Origin of the sequence: Halomonas korlensis, from assembly GCF_900116705.1 — a bacterium.
In the GTDB taxonomy this organism is placed as follows: Bacteria; Pseudomonadota; Gammaproteobacteria; order Pseudomonadales; family Halomonadaceae; genus Halomonas; species Halomonas korlensis.
Map to the genome: position 1 here is coordinate 42073 of NZ_FPBP01000001.1, position 17276 is coordinate 59348.

The window sequence follows — 17276 nt, forward strand, 5'->3', positions numbered from 1 at the left end:
GCTAGAATGGAACTCGACGAGAGCGGCCAAGAGAGCTTCGCCAGACGGTTAAAAAGATAACTTTTGAATTACTTAAATATACCGTTATCTTTCAGGTCGAAAAAAAACTGCACCCTCGTAAGGGGCCTCTTTGTCCAGTTCAGCCTGACAACCGTGATCACGCCGGCGGATCCTACCGTCCGCCAGAGTTACCTACCTGCCAGCAAGGGAAGGGGATGCTGCCGCCCAGCGAGAAGCATCCCATCCCAGCAACTTCGAATGCGAATCCGACCTGCTTCGCTGGCGCCCAGCATTTCGGCCAATTCGCATATCTAATCAGCGGTACGGATAAGCACCAAAGCTTGGCTTCGGTGCGCCATGAGCACGCCATTGTCACGGCGACTGCGTTGCGCGAGCATCAGGATAAGACGAGCGAGAGGATGGTGCGACGTCTGGCGGCGCGTACTGAGGCAGGACACTGGTTTTGGGAGGTGCTCACCGAACTGGACCGGAGGCTGCGTCAGCTGCTGGGCGAGCTGAGGTCAGGTGACAAGTATCATGATCGCGCGATCTATTATCATCCGGACCAGGAGACCTACGAGAAGCTAAATAGAGAATACCGTAAGAACGTCCGGCACTATCTAGCTTGATCCGCTAGGAGCCAGAAGAGAGGTGTGGGTCTAAGTATGGGTTAACGTAATCCAAAAATAAAAAAAGCCGCTGCAATCAGCGGCTTATCAAGAAAATTGGCGGAGGGACAGGGATTCGAACCCTGGAAGGGCTATTAACCCTTGCCGGTTTTCAAGACCGGTGCATTCAACCGCTCTGCCATCCCTCCGGCTTACGGTGCAGCATAGTACCAGTTTTCGTTCGTTGGTCAAGCACCTAGCGGATCAATATCTTAGCGAGCTTCAGGGCACGCTTCGAGGCGATATGCAAGCCAGCTATGAGCTTAGCGCGACGTGCGAGGGAGATTACGCCATAGCGTAAATACCGTTGAGTGACGGTGAGACAATGACTTGCGCCGGGAACTATGAGTGGGCATTCTAGGTCTATCATTCGAATCATCATAACAGGGAGCTCTGAAATAATGGCTTACCAAGATACGCATCTGACGCGTCCGCAGTCTCAGGCGGTTAGCACCAATAAGGTGCTTCGTAACACCTATGGCCTGCTCGCCATGACGCTGCTGTTCTCTGCTGTGACTGCCGGTGGTGCCATGGCCATGGGCATCGAGCGGATGAATATCTTTGTGTTTTTCATTGGCGCCTATGGCTTGATGTTCCTGGTGCACAAGACAGCCAATTCCGCGATGGGGCTGCTGTCTACCTTTGCTTTTACTGGGTTTATGGGCTTTACCCTAGGGCCGATCCTCAGTGCCTACTTGACACTACCCAACGGCGCTCAATTGATTATGACGGCATTGGGCATGACTGGCGCCACTTTCCTGGGGCTTTCCGCGGTAGCCTTGGTGACCCGCAAGGATTTCAGCTTCCTGGGTAATTTCCTGATGGCGGGTGCCATCGTGCTGATTCTAGCCATGGTGGCGGGACTGATCTTCCAGATCCCTGCGCTGTCCTTGATGGTTTCGGCAGGCTTTGTGCTCTTCTCTTCTGCCGCCATTCTCTATCAGACCAGCGAGATCGTGCATCGCGCCGGCGAGACCAACTACATTCTTGCCACTATCACGCTCTATGTCTCGATCTACAATCTCTTCATCAGCCTGCTCTCGATTCTCGGTATCATGAGCAACGACTGACCGTTTAGCGCCACGATGTCACTGGCCCCGCCTATTGGCGGGGCCAGTCCGTTCAGGAGGCTTTTTTCTGTAATGCGTTATGCCATTCTGCTGCTCGGCGCCCCTTATAGTCACCAGGCGTCGCATTCCGCTCTGCGCTTCGCCCACGCCCTTATCGCGCGTGGGCATGCGCTCCAGGCGGTATTTTTCTACCATGATGGTGTGCATAATGCGGCGCGTCTTGCAGCCCCGCCACAGGATGAACGACATTTGACAGATGAATGGATTGCCCTGCATGCCGAACATGGCACCTCGCTGGAGGTATGCATCGCCGCGGCATTGCGCCGGGGTCTTGTCGATGAGCGTGAGGCCGTACGCCATGGCAAGTCGGGGCATAGCCTGGAAGCCCCCTTCGAGCTGACCGGATTAGGGCAGCTAATCGACCTCGGGCAGCGATGCGATCGGCTAATCACCTTTGCTCCATGAAGGGAAGGACACTCCATGACAGCACACGCTTCCTCTGACCTTCTGGTGATATTGCGTCATGGTCCCCACGGCAGCAGCCTGCTTCGTGATGGGCTGGATGCGGCACTGGTCGCGGCAGCCTTTGGCCAGCGGGTGTCTCTCTTGTTCATGGGGGAAGGCGTCATGGCCCTAGTGGATGATCAGCAGACCGACCCGCTGGGTCCGAAGGGCACAGCAGCGACGCTTACTATGCTCACGATGTATGATATCGAGACGATACTGGTGGAAGAAGCGGCTCTCGAGCATATCGGGCTTGCTCCGTCCGATCTGATGCTGCCAGTGTGTCTAATGTCCGGCAAAGCATTGTCGGCCCTGCCGGCCTCACACCGCCTGGTGCTGACATTCTGACCCATTATTACTTAATGACCTGGCTTGCTCGTCCCGAGGATTTCTATGCTGTTGCATGTGCTCAACCGCGCCCCCACGACCAGCCGGGTCTACCAGCAGGCATTGGCCATGATGGGCGAGGAGGATCGATTGCTGCTTGTCGAAGACGGTGTGCAGGGCGCATTGCCGCAGATGGTCCGCCATTTCAGTGAGGTGCATGGACGGCTATTTGCTCTCAGAGAGGATCTAGCATCGCGTGGTCTGCTGGGTCGATGTGATGCCTCGGTTCAGGTGGTCGATGTCGACGGCTTTGTTCACTTGACCGAGCAGGCTGAGCGCACGGTGAGTTGGTACTGATGGCATCTACTACTCTTGCACGCTACCTCGACGTGGAAGGGCAACCTATCGGTCTCGATCCCGAGGGTTACCTGGTCGATCTTGATATCTGGTCGCCAGCAGTGGCTCATGCGCTGGCCGAAGAAGACGGAATCGAGCTGACAGACGAGCATTGGGAGGTGATCAAGGTGCTACGAGACTTCTATGCGCGCTTCGCCATGGCACCTCCCATGCGGCCATTAGTCAAGGCGGTAGGCCAGTCGCTGGGCGATGAAAAGGGGCGTTCGATTCATCTGATGCGCCTCTTTCCTGGCAGCCCGGCCAAGGTCGCCGCTCGCCTGGCGGGCCTGCCCAAGCCTGCTAACTGTCTATGAAACGCTGTTTATGAATTGCCACATGATTGGACTGCCGTGAACTTTCTTGCCCATGCCTGGTTGGCTCGCGGCGGCAGCGATGACTTCCTGTTCGGTAACCTGATCGCCGATGGCGTCAAGGGGCCCAACTTGTCCTCTTGGCCAGCCGACGTTGCGAGCGGCATCCGTCACCATCGCCGTGTCGACGCCTTTGTCGATGCGCATCCGGTCGTGGCGGAAGCCTTGGCCCGCGTCCCGCGGGGCCAGCGCCGTGTAGCGGGCATTGCCCTCGATATGGTCTGGGACCACTTTCTGGCGAGGAGATTGGGCCTCGAAACCGAACGGTCACTGCTGGTAGCGCGTTGTTACCGAGTGCTGGAGACTCAGCCCGCCCCGGCGAGGCTGGCCACGATGATGCCGCTGCTGGTCCATCAGGACTGGTTGCATCGCTATGCGGATTTCCGCTTCACCTGCAACGCAGTGGCAGGCATCGGCCGGCGCCTTTCCGGCCCCAATCGCCTCGAGCAACTGGTGCCTTGGCTCGAGACGGACTATGACCGACTGGCTGATGATTTCAGCCGGCTGTGGCCCTCTGTCGACAGGGCGCTCTGCGTACCCCTCGACGCATCTTTCTTCAGTCCACCCTGAGCCACAGGCAATCGATGCGATCATCCGGTGTTACCTGTGTCTCGGCAGGAATGACCGCCAGGGCATCCGCGTGAATACACGAGGACAGGACACTCGGATTCTGATCGCGAAAGGCATGTGCGGTAATGCCCTGGTCGGTAAACGCAAGAGCGACACGCATATAATGGCGGCGTGGACCGGTAGTGGTGGTAAACGCAGCGCGAGCGGAGAGTCGGGGCAAGGTCTTTAGCGTGGGGCAGGCCAGTAGGGCGCCTACCAGCGGGCGCAGGAACAGCCATGCGCCGACAAAACCGGACACCGGATTGCCTGGCAAGCCAACAAAGCGGGCCTCGCTGAGGTCATGTCGTATCAACCGTCCCAGTGCCAACGGCTTGCCGGGGCGAATGGCCAGGCGCCACATATCGAGCCGGCCCAGCACTTCGACTGCGGTCTTGACATGGTCCTCCTCGCCAACGCTTACACCGCCTGTCGTCACCACGAGATCAGCGACCTCGGCGGCCTCGGCGAGTATTCTCAGCGTCTCCCGAGGATCGTCGGGCACCCTCACGGCCTGGATGATCTCGGCACCGAAGCGTTCGAGCAGGCGGGTAAGCATTGGTCGGTTGGAATTGTAGAGCTGTCCTGGTGCCAGTGGCTGGCCGGGGTCAATGATCTCATCGCCGGTGGAAAGCAGGGCGACGCGGGGGCGGCGGCGTACCGTCAGCTCGGTGATGCCCTGTCCCGCCAGATGGCCCAGAGCAGCCGCCTCCAATCGTTCACCGGCGCCCAATAGTGCGTCGCCGGCCGCCACGTCGCGCCCGCGGCGGCGGATATTGTCGCCGGCGGGTATATCGTTAGGGATCCATACCCTTTCGCCACGTTGCTCAACCTTTTCCTGCATCACGACGCAGTCGGCGCCTGGGGGTATCTCACCGCCGGTAAAGATCCGTGCACAAGTGTGCGGCGCCAAGGGCGTTGCCGCAGAGCCGGCAGTAATGCGCTGGCTGACGCTCAGCCAGCCTCCGGCGTCACCGTGATACAAGGCATAGCCATCCATGCCACTGTTATCAAAGGGAGGCACGTCCAGGCTGGCGGTGACGTCTTTGGACAGCACGCGCCCACCTGCCTCGGCAATGGAAATACATTCGTTACCGAGAGGTTCCACGCCCTCGACCAGGGCGGCCAATGCCGCCTCGACAGACTGAAGGTCAGCCATGTTGGCCACGCTCGGGTATGACCAGATTGGCGAAGTTGCAGGGCATGTGACGGCTGTCGAGCTGTTCGGCAAGGATGCCATCCCAGCCCGTCAAGCAGGCACCGGTGGAGCCTGGCAGGCAGAAGATGACCGTGGCATTGGCAAGGCCACCGAGGCAACGGCTCTGTATCGTGGAACTGCCGATTTCCTGCCAGGACAGCTGCCGGAACAGCTCGCCAAACCCTTCGATTTCCTTGTCGAGCAGCACCGAGACCGCCTCGGGTGTTGAGTCACGTCCGGTGAAGCCTGTTCCACCGGTCGTCACGATGACCTGGACGGCAGGGTCGGCGATCCAATCGGCGACCACTGCACGAATCCGATAGACGTCATCGATGACGATGCGCTTTTCGTGCAACTGGTGTCCGGCAGCGCTGAGTCGCTCTACCAGCGCCTGGCCACTGCGGTCGGTCTCGTCGGTGCGGGTGTCGGAAATGGTAAGCACGGCAATGGTCAGCGGAATCATCGGTTCGCTCATTTATGCTTGCTCCTCCTTAGCGGCCTTCTTGCGAGCCTGCAACGCCTCGAAGGCAGCCTGTTGTTCAGGGGAGGCCTCCTTCTGATAGTGGGCTTTCCATTCGCTGTAAGGCATTCCGTAGACGTAGTCACGCGCTGCCTCATAGTCGAGCTCGGCACCACGCTCTTCTGCAGCCCCCACCAGCCACTTGGAGAGGCAATTGCGGCAGAAGTCCGCCAGGATCATCAAATCGATGTTCTGGACGTCCTTATGGTTGTCGAGATGCTCGAGAAGGCGTCGAAATGCCGCCGCCTCGAGTTCGGTACGAGTCGCATCATCAAGGTGTTGCATAGAGTAATGTCCTTACATGAAGGAAAATGGCCGATAGGGCCAGCATAACAAAAGACACCGCCCGAAGGCGGTGTCAAAGAGTGAAGATCCGACCCTATCAACTCGTGCGTGGCGCTGCTTGATCACCACCCCGTGTGTTTCCATGGTCGGCGGCGAGTTGTTCTTTCGTCACCGTCTGGTCCTTGACCTTCTCGTACCAGAGATTGTGATGCTCCTTGGCCCAGGTTTCATCGACATAACCGGTGGTCATGCCTTCCAGCGAGCCTTCGGTGCCTATGGTGCCGATATAAATGTGACCCAGCGCCACGGCGGTAAGACCAAGCGCCCCAAGCGCGTGGATGATATTGGCCCACTGCATGGTGTCGCGACTCTGGCCGAAGTTGGGGAAGTCCAGTACCAGACCGCTGGCGATCACCGCGATGCCGACAGTCGCCAGCAGCCAGTACCAGACCTTTTCACCGCCATTGGCAAAGCCTGCATCGACATGGCCCTTGCCAATCATGCCCCCACCTTTCTTGAACCACACCAGATCGTGCTTCTTCGGCAGATTCTCCTTGAACAGGCGCAGCAGCAGGAACACCAGCAGGATGCCAAACAACGGTCCCAGATAGTTATGAACCAGCTTGGAGGCCGAGATCATTCCCGACCATGCGCTGTCACCGAACAAGGGCTTGAAGACCAGCTTGCCGTAGAACAGGTTGAGTCCTGAAAGGGCCAACAGAATGAACAGCGTTGCCACTGTCCAGTGTAGCGACCGCATCATCAACGGCCAGCGAGGTAGCTTGCGACCCGTCTTCGGCTCATCCAGGCGCTTGCGGCCGAAGATAAGATAGAAGATGACGATCATTGCCAACATGCCGCCGATGGCGATCAGTCCGAAGGGGGATACCCAACGATTACGCAGCTGCCGCCAGTTCTCGCCACTGGCGTTGATCAGATTGTAGTTGCTGTCGAATCGCGATGAGCGAAAGTTGGGTCCGGTCTCGCCGCTGCGTATCTGACGCCAGGCATCGGCATCCACCGAAGGCACAGCCGTGGCTATCTCACGATCAGGATCAGCCTGAGCCAGCGCCTGCTGGCCGAGGCCAAGCCCGAGAATCAGTACCAACGCCATCAGTGCCATCCGCCACACCGATGTCCAAGCATGGGAAATGTTCATCGCCTGGCCTCCTTACCCCTGCTGGGTAGCGTCATAGGCCAGCGAGTCTGCTTCGGCCTGGGGGTTACCCGACCATCCGCCGTCCTTGTGGCCACGCTGGACCACGCGCTGACGGAAGATATCGGCCACTTCCTGGGCATCGCCGGCCAGCAGGGCCTTGGTCGAACACATCTCGGCACAAAGCGGCAGCTTGCCCTCGGCAATACGGTTGGCACCGTATTTCTGATATTCCTCTTCTTTCGTCTCAGCCGGTCCGCCGGCGCAGAAGGTGCACTTGTCCATCTTGCCGCGTTCGCCAAAGGCGTTCTGTTTGGGGAACTGTGGCGCACCGAACGGGCAGGCATACAGGCAATAACCGCAGCCGATACATAGGTCCTTATCGTGGAGCACGATGCCATCGTCGGTCTTGTAGAAGCAGTCAGTGGGGCAGACGGCCATGCAGGGCGCATCGTCGCAGTGCATGCAGGCCACGGAAATCGACACTTCGGTCGGCTCACCATCGTCGAGGGTAACCACGCGGCGACGCTGTACGCCCCATTCGACCTCGTTGGCGTTCTTGCAGGCGGTGACACAGCCGTTGCACTCGATGCAGCGTTCCGCGTCACACATGAATTTCATTTGAGCCATGGGAATCTCCTTGGACACGGGCGCAATCAGCTGGCCTTCTCGATTCGACACAGGGTGCACTTGGTTTCCTGCATCTGCGTCACGCTGTCATAACCGTAGGTGGTAGCAGTATTGGCGGCTTCACCAAGCACATAGGGCGCCGACCCTTCGGGATAGCGGTCATGCAGACTTTCTCCCTGGAACATGCCACCGAAGTGGAAGGGCATGAAAACCACTTCACGCGCCACCCGGTTGGTGACCATCGCCTTGACGCGAACACGCCCGCCTTCTGCCCCTTCGACCCAGACATCGTCGCCCTCCGCGATGCCCAGATCATTGGCCAGGGCGGGATTGATCTCGACGAACATTTCTTGCTGAAGCTCGGCAAGCCAAGACATCGAGCGGGTCTCTTCGCCACCGCCTTCATACTCGACCATGCGGCCGGAGGTCAGGATCGTCGGGTATTTATCGGTGACATCGTTCTCCTGAATCGACTTGTAAAGCGTCGGCAGGCGGTAGTGAGAGGTGACGTCGTCCCAGGTAGGGTAATCGTCCACCAAGTCGCGACGGCTGGTGTAGAGCGGCTCGCGATGCTTCGGGATGGGGTCGGGGAAGGTCCAGACGTTACAGCGGGCCTTGGCGTTGCCGAAGGGCGAGCACTCGTGGGCGATGGCGACGCGCTGGATGCCACCGGAGAGGTCGGTCTTCCAGTTCTTGCCGTCGGCCTCGGTCTTTTCCTTGTCGGTGAGGTCATCCCACCAGCCGAGATCCTTGAGCATGTCGGCAGTGAACTCGGGATAACCATCCTCGATCTCGGAGTCGAGGCTGTAGGAACCATCGGCCAGAATGTTCTCGCCGTCGCGTTCGATCCCGAAACGTGCCCTGAAGGTCAGGCCGCCTTCAGAAACCCGCTTGCTGGTGTCGTAGAGTAATGGTGTGCCGGGGTGGCCCATCTCGGCGGTTCCCCAACAGGGCCAGGGCATGCCGTAGTAGTCGCCATCCGCCGGCCCGCCTTGCGCTTGCGTGGTATGGAAGTCGAAGGTGTGCCAGTTCTGCTGATGAAGCTTGAGCCGCTCCGGGCTCTGTCCGGTATAGCCTACCGTCCACATCCCGGCGTTGAACTCACGCGTGATATCCTCGACCAGCGGCTCGGTGCCGTTGACCTGGATGTTCTTGCAGAGCTCATCGGCGAATCCCATCTTGCGCGCCAGCAGGTACATGATCTCGTGGTCGGGCTTGGACTCAAAGAGCGGGTCAATGACCTTGTCACGCCACTGAAGCGAACGGTTGGTGGCCGTAACACTGCCTGAGGTCTCGAACTGCGAGCATGCCGGCAGCAGATACACACCATCGGTACGGCCATGCATGACCCCGGCAACAGTGGGATAAGGGTCGACGATGACCATCATCTCGAGCTGCTGCATGGCCTTTTGCATCTCGGGACCGCGGGTCTGTGAGTTGACCGCATGACCCCAATAGAACATCGCCTTCAGCTGGGTGCGTTGAGAAATGGCCTCTTCTTCCTCGAGTACGCCATCGATCCAGCGCGAGACGGTGATACCGCTACTGAACATCGGTTTGCCGTCGGCGTATTCGGTCTGGTCGAAGCGGCTTTCCAGCCATTCGTAATCGAGATCCCAAACCCTGGCCCAGTGCCGCCAGGCACCCTCGGCCAGGCCGTAATACCCTGGCAGCGAGTGGGACATCAGGCCGAGGTCTGTCGCCCCCTGCACATTGTCATGGCCACGGAAGATATTAGCGCCACCGCCCGACTTGCCGATATTGCCTAGCGCCAGCTCGAGGATGCAGTAGGCACGCGTATTGTTATTGCCCGTGGTGTGCTGAGTCCCGCCCATGCACCACACGATACAGCCCGGACGATTCTCGGAAATACGACGAGCCGTGTCGCGCATCTGGTCTTCCGGAACGCCGGTAATGTTCTCGACGACGTTCGGCGTGAAGTCAGCAACTTCGGCACGTACCTCGTCCATGGCATAGACACGCTGGTCGATGTATTCCCGATCTTCCCAGCCATTCTCGAAGATATGCCACAAGAGTCCCCAGATGAAGGCCACATCGGAGCCCGGACGAATGCGGACGTAGCTGTCTGCCTTGGCGGCAGTGCGGGTGAAACGCGGGTCGACGACGATGATCTGTGCGTGGCTGCGCTCCTTGGCCAGCAGGATATGCTGCATGGCCACCGGGTGCGCTTCCGCGGGGTTCGAGCCGATGAACATGATCGACTTGCTGTTCTGCAGGTCATTGAGCGAGTTGGTCATCGCCCCGTAGCCCCAGGTATTGGCGACCCCGGCGACAGTGGTGGAGTGGCAGATACGCGCCTGGTGGTCGGTGTTGTTGGTACCGGCCAAGGCAGCGAACTTGCGCATCAAGTACGAGCCTTCGTTGCTGAACTTGGCCGAGCCCAGCCAGTAGATGCTGTCGGGCCCATGCTGCTCGGACAGTTCCATGACCTTGCCGCCGATCTCCTCGATGGCGTCATCCCAGCTCAACCGCTGCCATTCGCCACCGACCAGCTTCATCGGGTACTTGAGACGCTTGGTGGAGTGGCCGTGCTGGCGTAGCGAGGCCCCCTTGGCACAGTGAGCGCCACGGTTGAAGGGGTGGTCGAAGGCGGGCTCCTGCTTGGTCCAGATGCCTTCCTGAACCTCGGCATAGACACCGCAGCCCACGGAGCAGTGGGAGCAGACGGTGCGCTTCGTCTCGACCGGTGCATCGAGCACCGGGGTCTTCTCGTCGGCCTCGGCGCGCTGCATCATCGGCGCCCCTATGAAGCCGGCAGCGGCCAGGCCGCCGGTGGTCGCGCCGCTGCGCTGGAGGAACTGACGGCGGGAAATTCCCAGCCCTGAGGCCCTCGGGGTATCGGATTTGCGAGTCAAACGCATGGTTTCGATCTCCTGGCTCTGGGGCCGTCAGTCACGCAGCGTGGCGTAGAAGGCACGAATATGGTCGGTTTCACGGTAGTTGCTCGAGGCATCCGGGGCAGGGGCGGTCGCCTTGGTTTCCGCCTGAGCCAGGGTGACGTGACCGACGGCCGCTGCCGCCCCGGCGGCGGCCGTGCCGACCCCCAGGGTCTTGAGAAAGCGGCGGCGCTCTGGGTTGCGAGTCTTTTGCATGGGGTTCTCCTCGGTCATGCCGTGGCCGTCGATGGGCCTTGTTGTGGTTGTGTCATCACGGTCGGGTTAGCGTCAGGGTTCGACGATTCTTACCGGGTCACGACCCGCCTCGCTTTCGAGGCGGGATTGCTCGCTTTCGATGAAAGCCTGGCCAAGTCGGCCGAAGCATGCATAGAACTCGGTTTCCACTCGTCCCAGGTCGGCCAGGCAGTTGGCCGCCCAGGGGGCAATATGCGTCATGAAGAAACGCGGCTCATTGAAGGAGCGGCTCTCGATGAGCATGGCCATTACCTCGCATAACGCCGCGAGGTGATCTTCCGGATCATGGGTGTGTCCGGCGCGCTCGAATCCCAACAGCTTGAGGTCGCGACGCAGCGCCACCAGTGCCTCGTCCATCAACTCGCCATTGCGATACCAGGATGCGTAGGGAATCACGTCGCCTTCGACCACACCGATCAGGTGCCGAAAATGCGCTCGGGACAACTTGTCGGGGGAGACCTTGGCGGCGGCGGCGACCAGCTGCGCCCAACGCTCGGCAAGCACGCCCCCATCCTGCTCTATCTCGAGTGAGGCGAGCCAATCCAGCAAGGCTTGATCCGGCGCTTGCCGCAGCAACCCCGCCAGCAGGCCATAAACCTCAACACGCAGCGCATTGGTGTCGTTGAGTTCGTGTGAGGCTGGTTGATCCAAGGAGGCTTGCGTCATGGGGCTCATACCTTCAATTGCGCGTCAGGGTTGCGGGCCATTTCGTGCCAGACATCCTTAACCCGACAGTCCTCGCACATCTCGAGCCTCGCCATGGCGTCACCGGCGAAATAGGGATGATCCGCAAGCTTGGCCTTGATTGTCTCGACGGTGCTGGTAGTGGCGAATGGTTTGCCACAACGAATGCAGTCGAAGGCCGGCTCCTCATGACAGACGCGCCGCTCGTTACGCGCCTCACTGGCCAGGAAACCTGGCGCCAGGGTGATGGCATCTTCGGGACAGGCTTGAACGCAGTGGCCACACTGGACGCAGTCCGCCTCGCGGAAGCTGAGCAAGGGAGATTCATCGCCCGCGGCGAGCGCCGGGGTCGGGCAATTGGCCACACATGCCAGACATAGGGTGCACGCGTCCCGGTCGACGTTGATACTGCCGTAGGCGGCCCCGGGGGTGACGCGATGACATTCGCCATCTGGCGAGCCGAGCCCCGCGAGCCGGTCGAGTACCGCGTTGAGTCGCTCACGCTTGTCGCTGGTGGGGAAACTCAATGTCTCGTTGATCAATGGCATCTCGCCTGGCAGAGCATCGCGGGCAGCGCAGTCTCCGGCATCGACACGCTTTATCCGAGTCGATGAATGGCCAAGTGCCTCGAGCAGCACGTGCGCCTGGGTAAGCTGGTCGTCGATGAAGCGTTTCAGGCGCTCGGGCATACGCTCATGGCATTGCACGCGGACTTCCGCGGCGCCGCCCGCAATGGCCGTCAGCCACTGGTCGTGTCCGGCAGCGCCGAGCTCTTCCAATGGCACGTCGAGCACATGACCCGCTGATTCGCCTTCGCCGGCGAGATCCTCGGCCTCGGCGAAGCGCACTACCGGGACGGTGCCACCGGCCTTGCGGTAGGACTGCAGCCAGGAGAGCACCGTCTCCTGCTGACGATGGGTTTCCGGCATGCGGAACTGGATAGCACCCGTCGGGCATGCGCTGCTGCAGCTGCCAACCCCATGACAGCGAAAGGGATCGATCTCGATCCAGGCCTCGATACGACCTTGATGACTGGCAATCGCATCGGCAGGACATACCTCGAGACACCGCGTACAACCAATGTTGCCGCTGGAGGCATGGGCACACAGGTCGCTGTTGATCTGAAAATAGCGAGGCTTGTCGAATTCACCGACCAGCCCGGCGAACGCTTCCAGCTGCTCGGCACGATCGGCGGCGTTCCACCGCAGCATGACGTACCCGGGCGGCGGAAGTTCGAGCGAGAGAAGAGGTGTCTCGCCAAGATCCAGGATCGAGTCGAAATGCGGTCGATCCGCCAACGCCTTGGCGAGGTCCAGCGTCTCGCCATTCTTCAACAGGGAAACCGAGAAGTGGCCCAGGTGGCCCTCGATGCGCAGTTGGCGAGCCTGCTCACGTGTGAGGGCATGCTGCCGGCAATCGCGGGTATCAGCGAGCAGACGTTCGTCGTCGAGCGTTTGCTCTTCCGAGCTTGGTATATCGCTGAGAGGGTCGGTGATGAGCAAGGTGAATGACGCGAGCGCCTTGTCCGAGAGTTCACGAGCGGCGAGGCGTGTGTCGCGCTCGTTGCCGACAAGCAGAACATGGCCATCGCTGACATAGCTGACACTGGCCGGTGTCAGGTTGACGGGCCATGAAATACCATTTCTTGCAGCCTCCCTGGCATGTCGGTTGCGCTGCTCATCCACGGGCAGCATCTCTATTCGTTGATTCATGCAAACTCACGGTCGGAGAGTAAATCAGAGTGTAAGTCGATTTTTTTTAGTATTTTATATATATCAGTCTTGGCCGGATTGATGGCGGTTGCCACCCCTTCCTTGGTCTAATATCGAATCGTCATCGAGTTGACGGTTCTCGACGTGAACCATCGATTCATCTCCCGGTGGCGTCCCGTCTTGCTCTTCACCTTGCTTTTCACCCTGATCTTCATCTTGGTCTGCGGGTCGCTCGGGCTGAGCCGGGGGCGATAGGGCCTCGTCTTTGCTGTCCTCGTCGGCACGCAGCTTTCCTTCAAGCTCCTCTCTTTCAAGCCCCTCTCTTTCAAGTTCCTCGGGGGGGGGGTCGACGGGAGCTGTCCATTTGCGCATTCGCTGTGCAAGCTCGCTGGCCAGTGGCTTAAGGATTTCGCGATAGTCGTGATCGTAGTCGTCCAGACCGTCCCTGATGCCATATTTGTCACCGGCAAAAAGACGCCGCAGTGCGCGACGGCGCAGGCCACTGCTGACACCGGGCTCGAGAAAGGCCTTGATGTCACTGCCGGGCGCAAGGCTCTCCGGGTCGGGCAGGGTGGCGTCGAGACTGCCCGGCGCCGGCGACTCGCCAGCCCCCTCCACCACGTTATCGGCTTCGCCGCCTTGATGAACGGACTCGAGTTTGTCGCCTGCCTCAGCGGCGCGGGTATCGTCGGTGACGGTGTCTACATTCGACGCCTCAGCCACCTCCTCGGTGTCGTCGTCTCCGCGCTTGCGGCGCGACCAGCGCTCCAGGCGACTCATAGGCTCTGCTCCCGGGCACGTCCAGCACCCTTGCGCTTTTTCTTGCGCCCTTCCTCTGGTGCTTCGCCATGGCGAACCAGATAGCTCTCGAGCCAAACCTGGAGCGCCAGGGGCATATCGACCTCAAGCACCTGATGCTCACCATCGAGCCAAGCGGCAGCCACGTCCTGACTGGCGGTGATCGCCGAGGGCTTGGGGGTGTCGCCGGACTGTCCGCAACGCACGAACAGGCGTGGCACACCGCCAGTCAGATTGAAGCGATAAGCGGCCCGTTCGGTGAGAAACAACTGGAGATCGAGTACCCAGGGACCCGCGTCACCCGGCGAGAGGTCGGCAATACGCCAGCGGGTCGTGCGGAACTCCTTGATTTGCAGGGTCTCGCTTGTCAGGTCGAAGCTGAGGGTTCGGCGACTGTCGAAGGATGCCATGGTTCACTGCTCTCTCTTCTTTGCTTATTCATTAAAGACACTCGGCCGAGGGAATGCCATCATCGTCAATCAACGCTTTACCAGGAGCCTTGGATGCATGCTATCAGCCTGAGCCAGGCACGCCTGCCTGCCACTCTCGAGATCGACGTGACCGACGAGTACGGGCAATTGCGACGGCAAGCCATTGCTGCGGAGAGGGCGCTGACGCTTTACCTCAACAAGCGCGAGATCGTTACCCTGATGACCCTGGGGGCCGATCCCGAAGCCCTGGTGGTAGGCTATTTGCGCAACCAAGGGTTGCTCGGCGAGCGCGGCGACCTTCAGGCGGTACATGTCGACTGGGAGGTGGAGGCGGCGGCGGTGGTGACTCGCCGCTTGCCCGAGGACCTCGAAGCCCGCCTGAGCCAACGGACCGTGACCACCGGCTGCGGCCAGGGAACCGTCTTCGGTCGCTTGCTCGAGGTGACCTCACTGACGGCGCTCCCCAGAACCCAATTGCGTCAGTCTGTGCTCTATCGGATGCTCGACAATCTCGGCGCCTACAACGAGACCTATCGTAGCGCCGGCGCGGTGCATGGTTGCGCCCTGTGTCGTCAGGACACGGTACTGGATTTCGTCGAGGACGTGGGCCGCCATAATGCAGTCGACACCCTGGCGGGCCGCCAGTGGCTGGCACAGAGTGACTCCGACACGGCCGATGTCTTTTATACCACCGGTCGCCTGACCTCGGAGATGGTGCTCAAGGTGGCTCAAATGGGCATCGCCGTGTTGGTGTCGCGTTCCGGGGTGACGCAGAAGGGGGTCGAACTCGCCCAGCGTTTTGGGGTATTGCTGATCGCCCGCGCCAAGGGGCGGCATTTCCAGGCGATTCACGCCGAAGGGCGCCTTGACCTGGATGCCATGCCCGCTCGGCGGCCGGGTGACCGTCGTTAAGTGAGTAACCCCGCCTCAGGCGGCGCTGTCGCCTCGCGTGCATACCGACAGCACGACGGCATCGGCTTCGCTGGCCGAGACAAGGGCGTGCCCCATGTCGCTGTCGAAGTAGATGCTGTCGCCAGTGGCCAGGTGGAGGGGCTCGTAGAATTCGGTGTAAAGCAGGATGTCGCCCTCGAGCACCATCAGAAACTCCTCGCCGTCATGGCGGACCCATTCGCTGAACTCGTCGAAGCGACGTGCTCGCACGATGGTCTTGAAGGGGATCATGCGTTTCTGTGCCAGCTCGCAACTCAGCAGTTCATGCTCGTAGGTCGGGGTGGGATGCTGTTGCCCATGGCCACGGCGGGTCAGGTCGCGGCGCCCCATGGTGCGTGTCTGCGCACGCGGGGGCGAGAGCAATTGCGGCAGGTCAATGTTCAAGCCACCGATCAGTTTCTGCACGGCAGTGAACGTCGGCGATATCTGATGGTTTTCAATCTTGGACAAGGTAGAACGCGCCAGGCCGGTCCGCTGGCTGACATCCTCAAGTGTCCATTGATGGGACAGGCGAATTTCCTTGAGCCGTTCGCCCAGACGAAGCGGCTCGACAAATGGCTTGCGCCCCGAGGCAATGCGCAGGGCCGCATCCTGGTCGGTCATAGCGGTCATGTGATGGTTCACTATCGGAAACAGAGTTTCTCTTAGCCTACCACCGAACGCGCGGGATATCGCTGTAAAAACACGTTAGCAGCGACGCTACTACGCCCTTTTCAGGGCGCCGGGCTTGGCAAGGTTTTTTCCTGCTCGTATGAAAACGTAACACGACCGCCGCTGTTTTCTGGCCTCATTCGTAAGGCAAACCCAACAGGGCTTTCAGGTGGGCCTCGGTACAGCGACCCAGTGATTCCAGGTGATAGCCACCCTCGAGAACCGACACCAGGCGGTTATCGGCATACAGCGTCGCGATTTCCATGGCGAGGTGGGTGATCCAATAGAAGTCTTCACATTCCAGGCACAGATCAGCCATCACGTCTTCTCGATGGGCATCAAAGCCTGCCGACACCAGCACAATATCCGGCTTGAAGGCATGCAGGGCCGGCAACCAGTCGTCTTCGATGGCGCGTCGGAAGGCCGTGCTGTCGGTGCCGGCGGGGAGGGGGGTATTGACCACGTTATGCCATTCGCTGCGCAGGTAGCGCCAAGGGTAGAAGGGGAATTGGAAGCTGGTGCAGACCAGCACCTCGGGGTCGTCCTTGAAGATATCGATGGTGCCGTTGCACTGATGGACATCGAAATCAAGGATGGCGATACGCCGCGCGCCGTACTTGGCGCGGGCATGAGCCGCTCCTACTGCTATGTTGTTGAGGAAGCAAAACCCCATGGCATCGGTCGCCTCGGCATGGTGGCCGGGCGGACGTACCGCACAGAACACATTGTCAGCCTGGTGGCGGAATACCTGATCAACGCCCCGAATCATGGCCCCCGCGGCCATGCGTGCAACCTGAAGGCTGTGAGGGTTCATTATCGTGTCGCTGTCGAGTATCACGACCCCCTCATCGGGAACGCATTTCTCGAGGGCGCGCAGGTGTCGCAGCGGGTGGACACGGCCGAGTTCTTCTTCGCTGGCCTCGCGGGCCTCGGATTGCATGGTCTGTTGAAGCACGCCGGTCAGCGCCAAGCGTCGACTGATGGCTTCCAGCCTCAAGGGGCTTTCGGGATGATCCGGTCCCATGTGATGAAGGTAGTAATCGGGATGGGTAATGTAACCGGTGATCATGCATGTGCTCCAAGGTGAATGACACCACCATAGTCGTCGCCGACCCTTGCACGACACTGACAATAGGTCGTACATAGAGCATAGCCTCTCATGTCAT

General features: G+C 60.1%; 21 protein-coding genes and 1 tRNA gene. 8 read left to right on the forward strand and 14 right to left on the reverse strand.

The window, feature by feature from the left end; genetic code table 11:
* Positions 1-215 precede the first annotated feature (215 nt).
* On the forward strand, positions 216-629 hold the full coding sequence (locus BM341_RS00175) for a hypothetical protein (protein ID WP_089791715.1): 414 nt from the start codon (positions 216-218) through the stop codon (positions 627-629).
* A 97-nt stretch (positions 630-726) separates the two neighbouring features.
* Here the strand turns inward: BM341_RS00175 and BM341_RS00180 are convergent.
* Positions 727-817 (reverse strand) — tRNA-Ser (locus BM341_RS00180).
* A gap of 252 nt (positions 818-1069) precedes the next feature.
* On the opposite strand from BM341_RS00180, the gene BM341_RS00185 reads away from it, so the two are divergent.
* From BM341_RS00185 to BM341_RS00210, 6 genes are all read left to right on the forward strand, one after another.
* A complete protein-coding gene (locus BM341_RS00185) occupies positions 1070-1738 on the forward strand; it encodes a Bax inhibitor-1/YccA family protein (protein ID WP_089791717.1) in 669 nt (222 codons plus the stop codon).
* A gap of 72 nt (positions 1739-1810) precedes the next feature.
* A complete protein-coding gene (gene tusD, locus BM341_RS00190; RefSeq protein WP_089791719.1) occupies positions 1811-2203 on the forward strand; it encodes a sulfurtransferase complex subunit TusD in 393 nt (130 codons plus the stop codon).
* Between the two features lie 15 nt (positions 2204-2218).
* Positions 2219-2590, forward strand: coding sequence for a sulfurtransferase complex subunit TusC (tusC, locus tag BM341_RS00195; protein ID WP_089791721.1), 372 nt, complete (start codon positions 2219-2221; stop codon positions 2588-2590).
* Positions 2591-2635: 45 nt separating this feature from the next.
* Positions 2636-2926: a sulfurtransferase complex subunit TusB gene (tusB, locus tag BM341_RS00200; protein ID WP_089791723.1), complete on the forward strand. Its 291-nt coding sequence runs from the start codon at positions 2636-2638 to the stop codon at positions 2924-2926.
* Entirely contained in the window at positions 2926-3279 is a 354-nt protein-coding gene (locus tag BM341_RS00205) for a TusE/DsrC/DsvC family sulfur relay protein (protein ID WP_089791725.1), read from the forward strand. Before tusB ends, BM341_RS00205 begins: the two co-directional genes overlap by 1 nt.
* Before the next feature lie 36 nt (positions 3280-3315).
* A complete protein-coding gene (locus tag BM341_RS00210) occupies positions 3316-3906 on the forward strand; it encodes an acyl carrier protein phosphodiesterase (RefSeq protein ID WP_089791727.1) in 591 nt (196 codons plus the stop codon).
* On the opposite strand, the gene BM341_RS00215 is transcribed toward BM341_RS00210, so the two are convergent.
* The 11 genes from BM341_RS00215 to BM341_RS00265 form a co-directional block, all read right to left on the reverse strand.
* A complete protein-coding gene (locus BM341_RS00215; protein ID WP_089791729.1) occupies positions 3893-5101 on the reverse strand; it encodes a molybdopterin molybdotransferase MoeA in 1209 nt (402 codons plus the stop codon). The genes BM341_RS00210 and BM341_RS00215 overlap by 14 nt on opposite strands.
* Positions 5094-5615 (reverse strand): molybdenum cofactor biosynthesis protein B, encoded by a 522-nt coding sequence (gene moaB / locus BM341_RS00220; protein WP_089791731.1) that lies wholly within the window; start codon positions 5613-5615, stop codon positions 5094-5096. The genes BM341_RS00215 and moaB overlap by 8 nt, the downstream gene beginning before the upstream one ends.
* Complete coding sequence (locus tag BM341_RS00225; protein ID WP_089791733.1) at positions 5616-5945, reverse strand: DUF1244 domain-containing protein; 330 nt, start codon at positions 5943-5945, stop codon at positions 5616-5618. It lies immediately after the preceding gene.
* Positions 5946-6042: 97 nt separating this feature from the next.
* On the reverse strand, positions 6043-7104 hold the full coding sequence (locus BM341_RS00230; RefSeq protein WP_089791735.1) for a formate dehydrogenase subunit gamma: 1062 nt from the start codon (positions 7102-7104) through the stop codon (positions 6043-6045).
* Between the two features lie 12 nt (positions 7105-7116).
* Positions 7117-7731 carry a formate dehydrogenase FDH3 subunit beta gene (fdh3B, locus tag BM341_RS00235; RefSeq protein WP_089791737.1) on the reverse strand — a complete coding sequence of 205 codons (615 nt, stop codon included), beginning with the start codon at positions 7729-7731 and terminating at the stop codon, positions 7117-7119.
* 26 nt (positions 7732-7757) lie between these two features.
* Positions 7758-10613: a formate dehydrogenase subunit alpha gene (locus BM341_RS00240; protein ID WP_089791740.1), complete on the reverse strand. Its 2856-nt coding sequence runs from the start codon at positions 10611-10613 to the stop codon at positions 7758-7760.
* A 27-nt stretch (positions 10614-10640) separates the two neighbouring features.
* Positions 10641-10844: a twin-arginine translocation signal domain-containing protein gene (locus BM341_RS00245; RefSeq protein WP_089791743.1), complete on the reverse strand. Its 204-nt coding sequence runs from the start codon at positions 10842-10844 to the stop codon at positions 10641-10643.
* Positions 10845-10916: 72 nt separating this feature from the next.
* Positions 10917-11549 carry a TorD/DmsD family molecular chaperone gene (locus BM341_RS00250; protein WP_089791745.1) on the reverse strand — a complete coding sequence of 211 codons (633 nt, stop codon included), beginning with the start codon at positions 11547-11549 and terminating at the stop codon, positions 10917-10919.
* A gap of 5 nt (positions 11550-11554) precedes the next feature.
* The gene (locus BM341_RS00255; RefSeq protein WP_089791748.1) at positions 11555-13279 is read right to left on the reverse strand and encodes a 4Fe-4S binding protein; all 1725 of its coding nucleotides are present in this window, start codon (positions 13277-13279) and stop codon (positions 11555-11557) included.
* Between the two features lie 63 nt (positions 13280-13342).
* Complete coding sequence (locus BM341_RS19160) at positions 13343-14059, reverse strand: DUF3306 domain-containing protein (RefSeq protein ID WP_089791750.1); 717 nt, start codon at positions 14057-14059, stop codon at positions 13343-13345.
* Positions 14056-14487, reverse strand: coding sequence for a DUF3305 domain-containing protein (locus BM341_RS00265; protein WP_089791753.1), 432 nt, complete (start codon positions 14485-14487; stop codon positions 14056-14058). Before BM341_RS00265 ends, BM341_RS19160 begins: the two co-directional genes overlap by 4 nt.
* A 93-nt stretch (positions 14488-14580) precedes the next feature.
* Here BM341_RS00265 and BM341_RS00270 point away from each other — a divergent pair, with 93 nt between their 5' ends.
* Positions 14581-15420 carry a formate dehydrogenase accessory sulfurtransferase FdhD gene (locus BM341_RS00270; RefSeq protein ID WP_089791755.1) on the forward strand — a complete coding sequence of 280 codons (840 nt, stop codon included), beginning with the start codon at positions 14581-14583 and terminating at the stop codon, positions 15418-15420.
* Positions 15421-15435: 15 nt separating this feature from the next.
* Here the strand turns inward: BM341_RS00270 and BM341_RS00275 are convergent, their stop codons facing one another.
* Together BM341_RS00275 and BM341_RS00280 are read right to left on the reverse strand one after the other, a co-directional pair.
* Positions 15436-16071, reverse strand: coding sequence for a helix-turn-helix domain-containing protein (locus BM341_RS00275; protein WP_089791757.1), 636 nt, complete (start codon positions 16069-16071; stop codon positions 15436-15438).
* A 175-nt stretch (positions 16072-16246) separates the two neighbouring features.
* Positions 16247-17179, reverse strand: a complete 933-nt coding sequence (locus BM341_RS00280) for a histone deacetylase family protein (protein ID WP_089791759.1) — start codon at positions 17177-17179, stop codon at positions 16247-16249.
* Between the last annotated feature and the right edge of the window lie 97 nt (positions 17180-17276).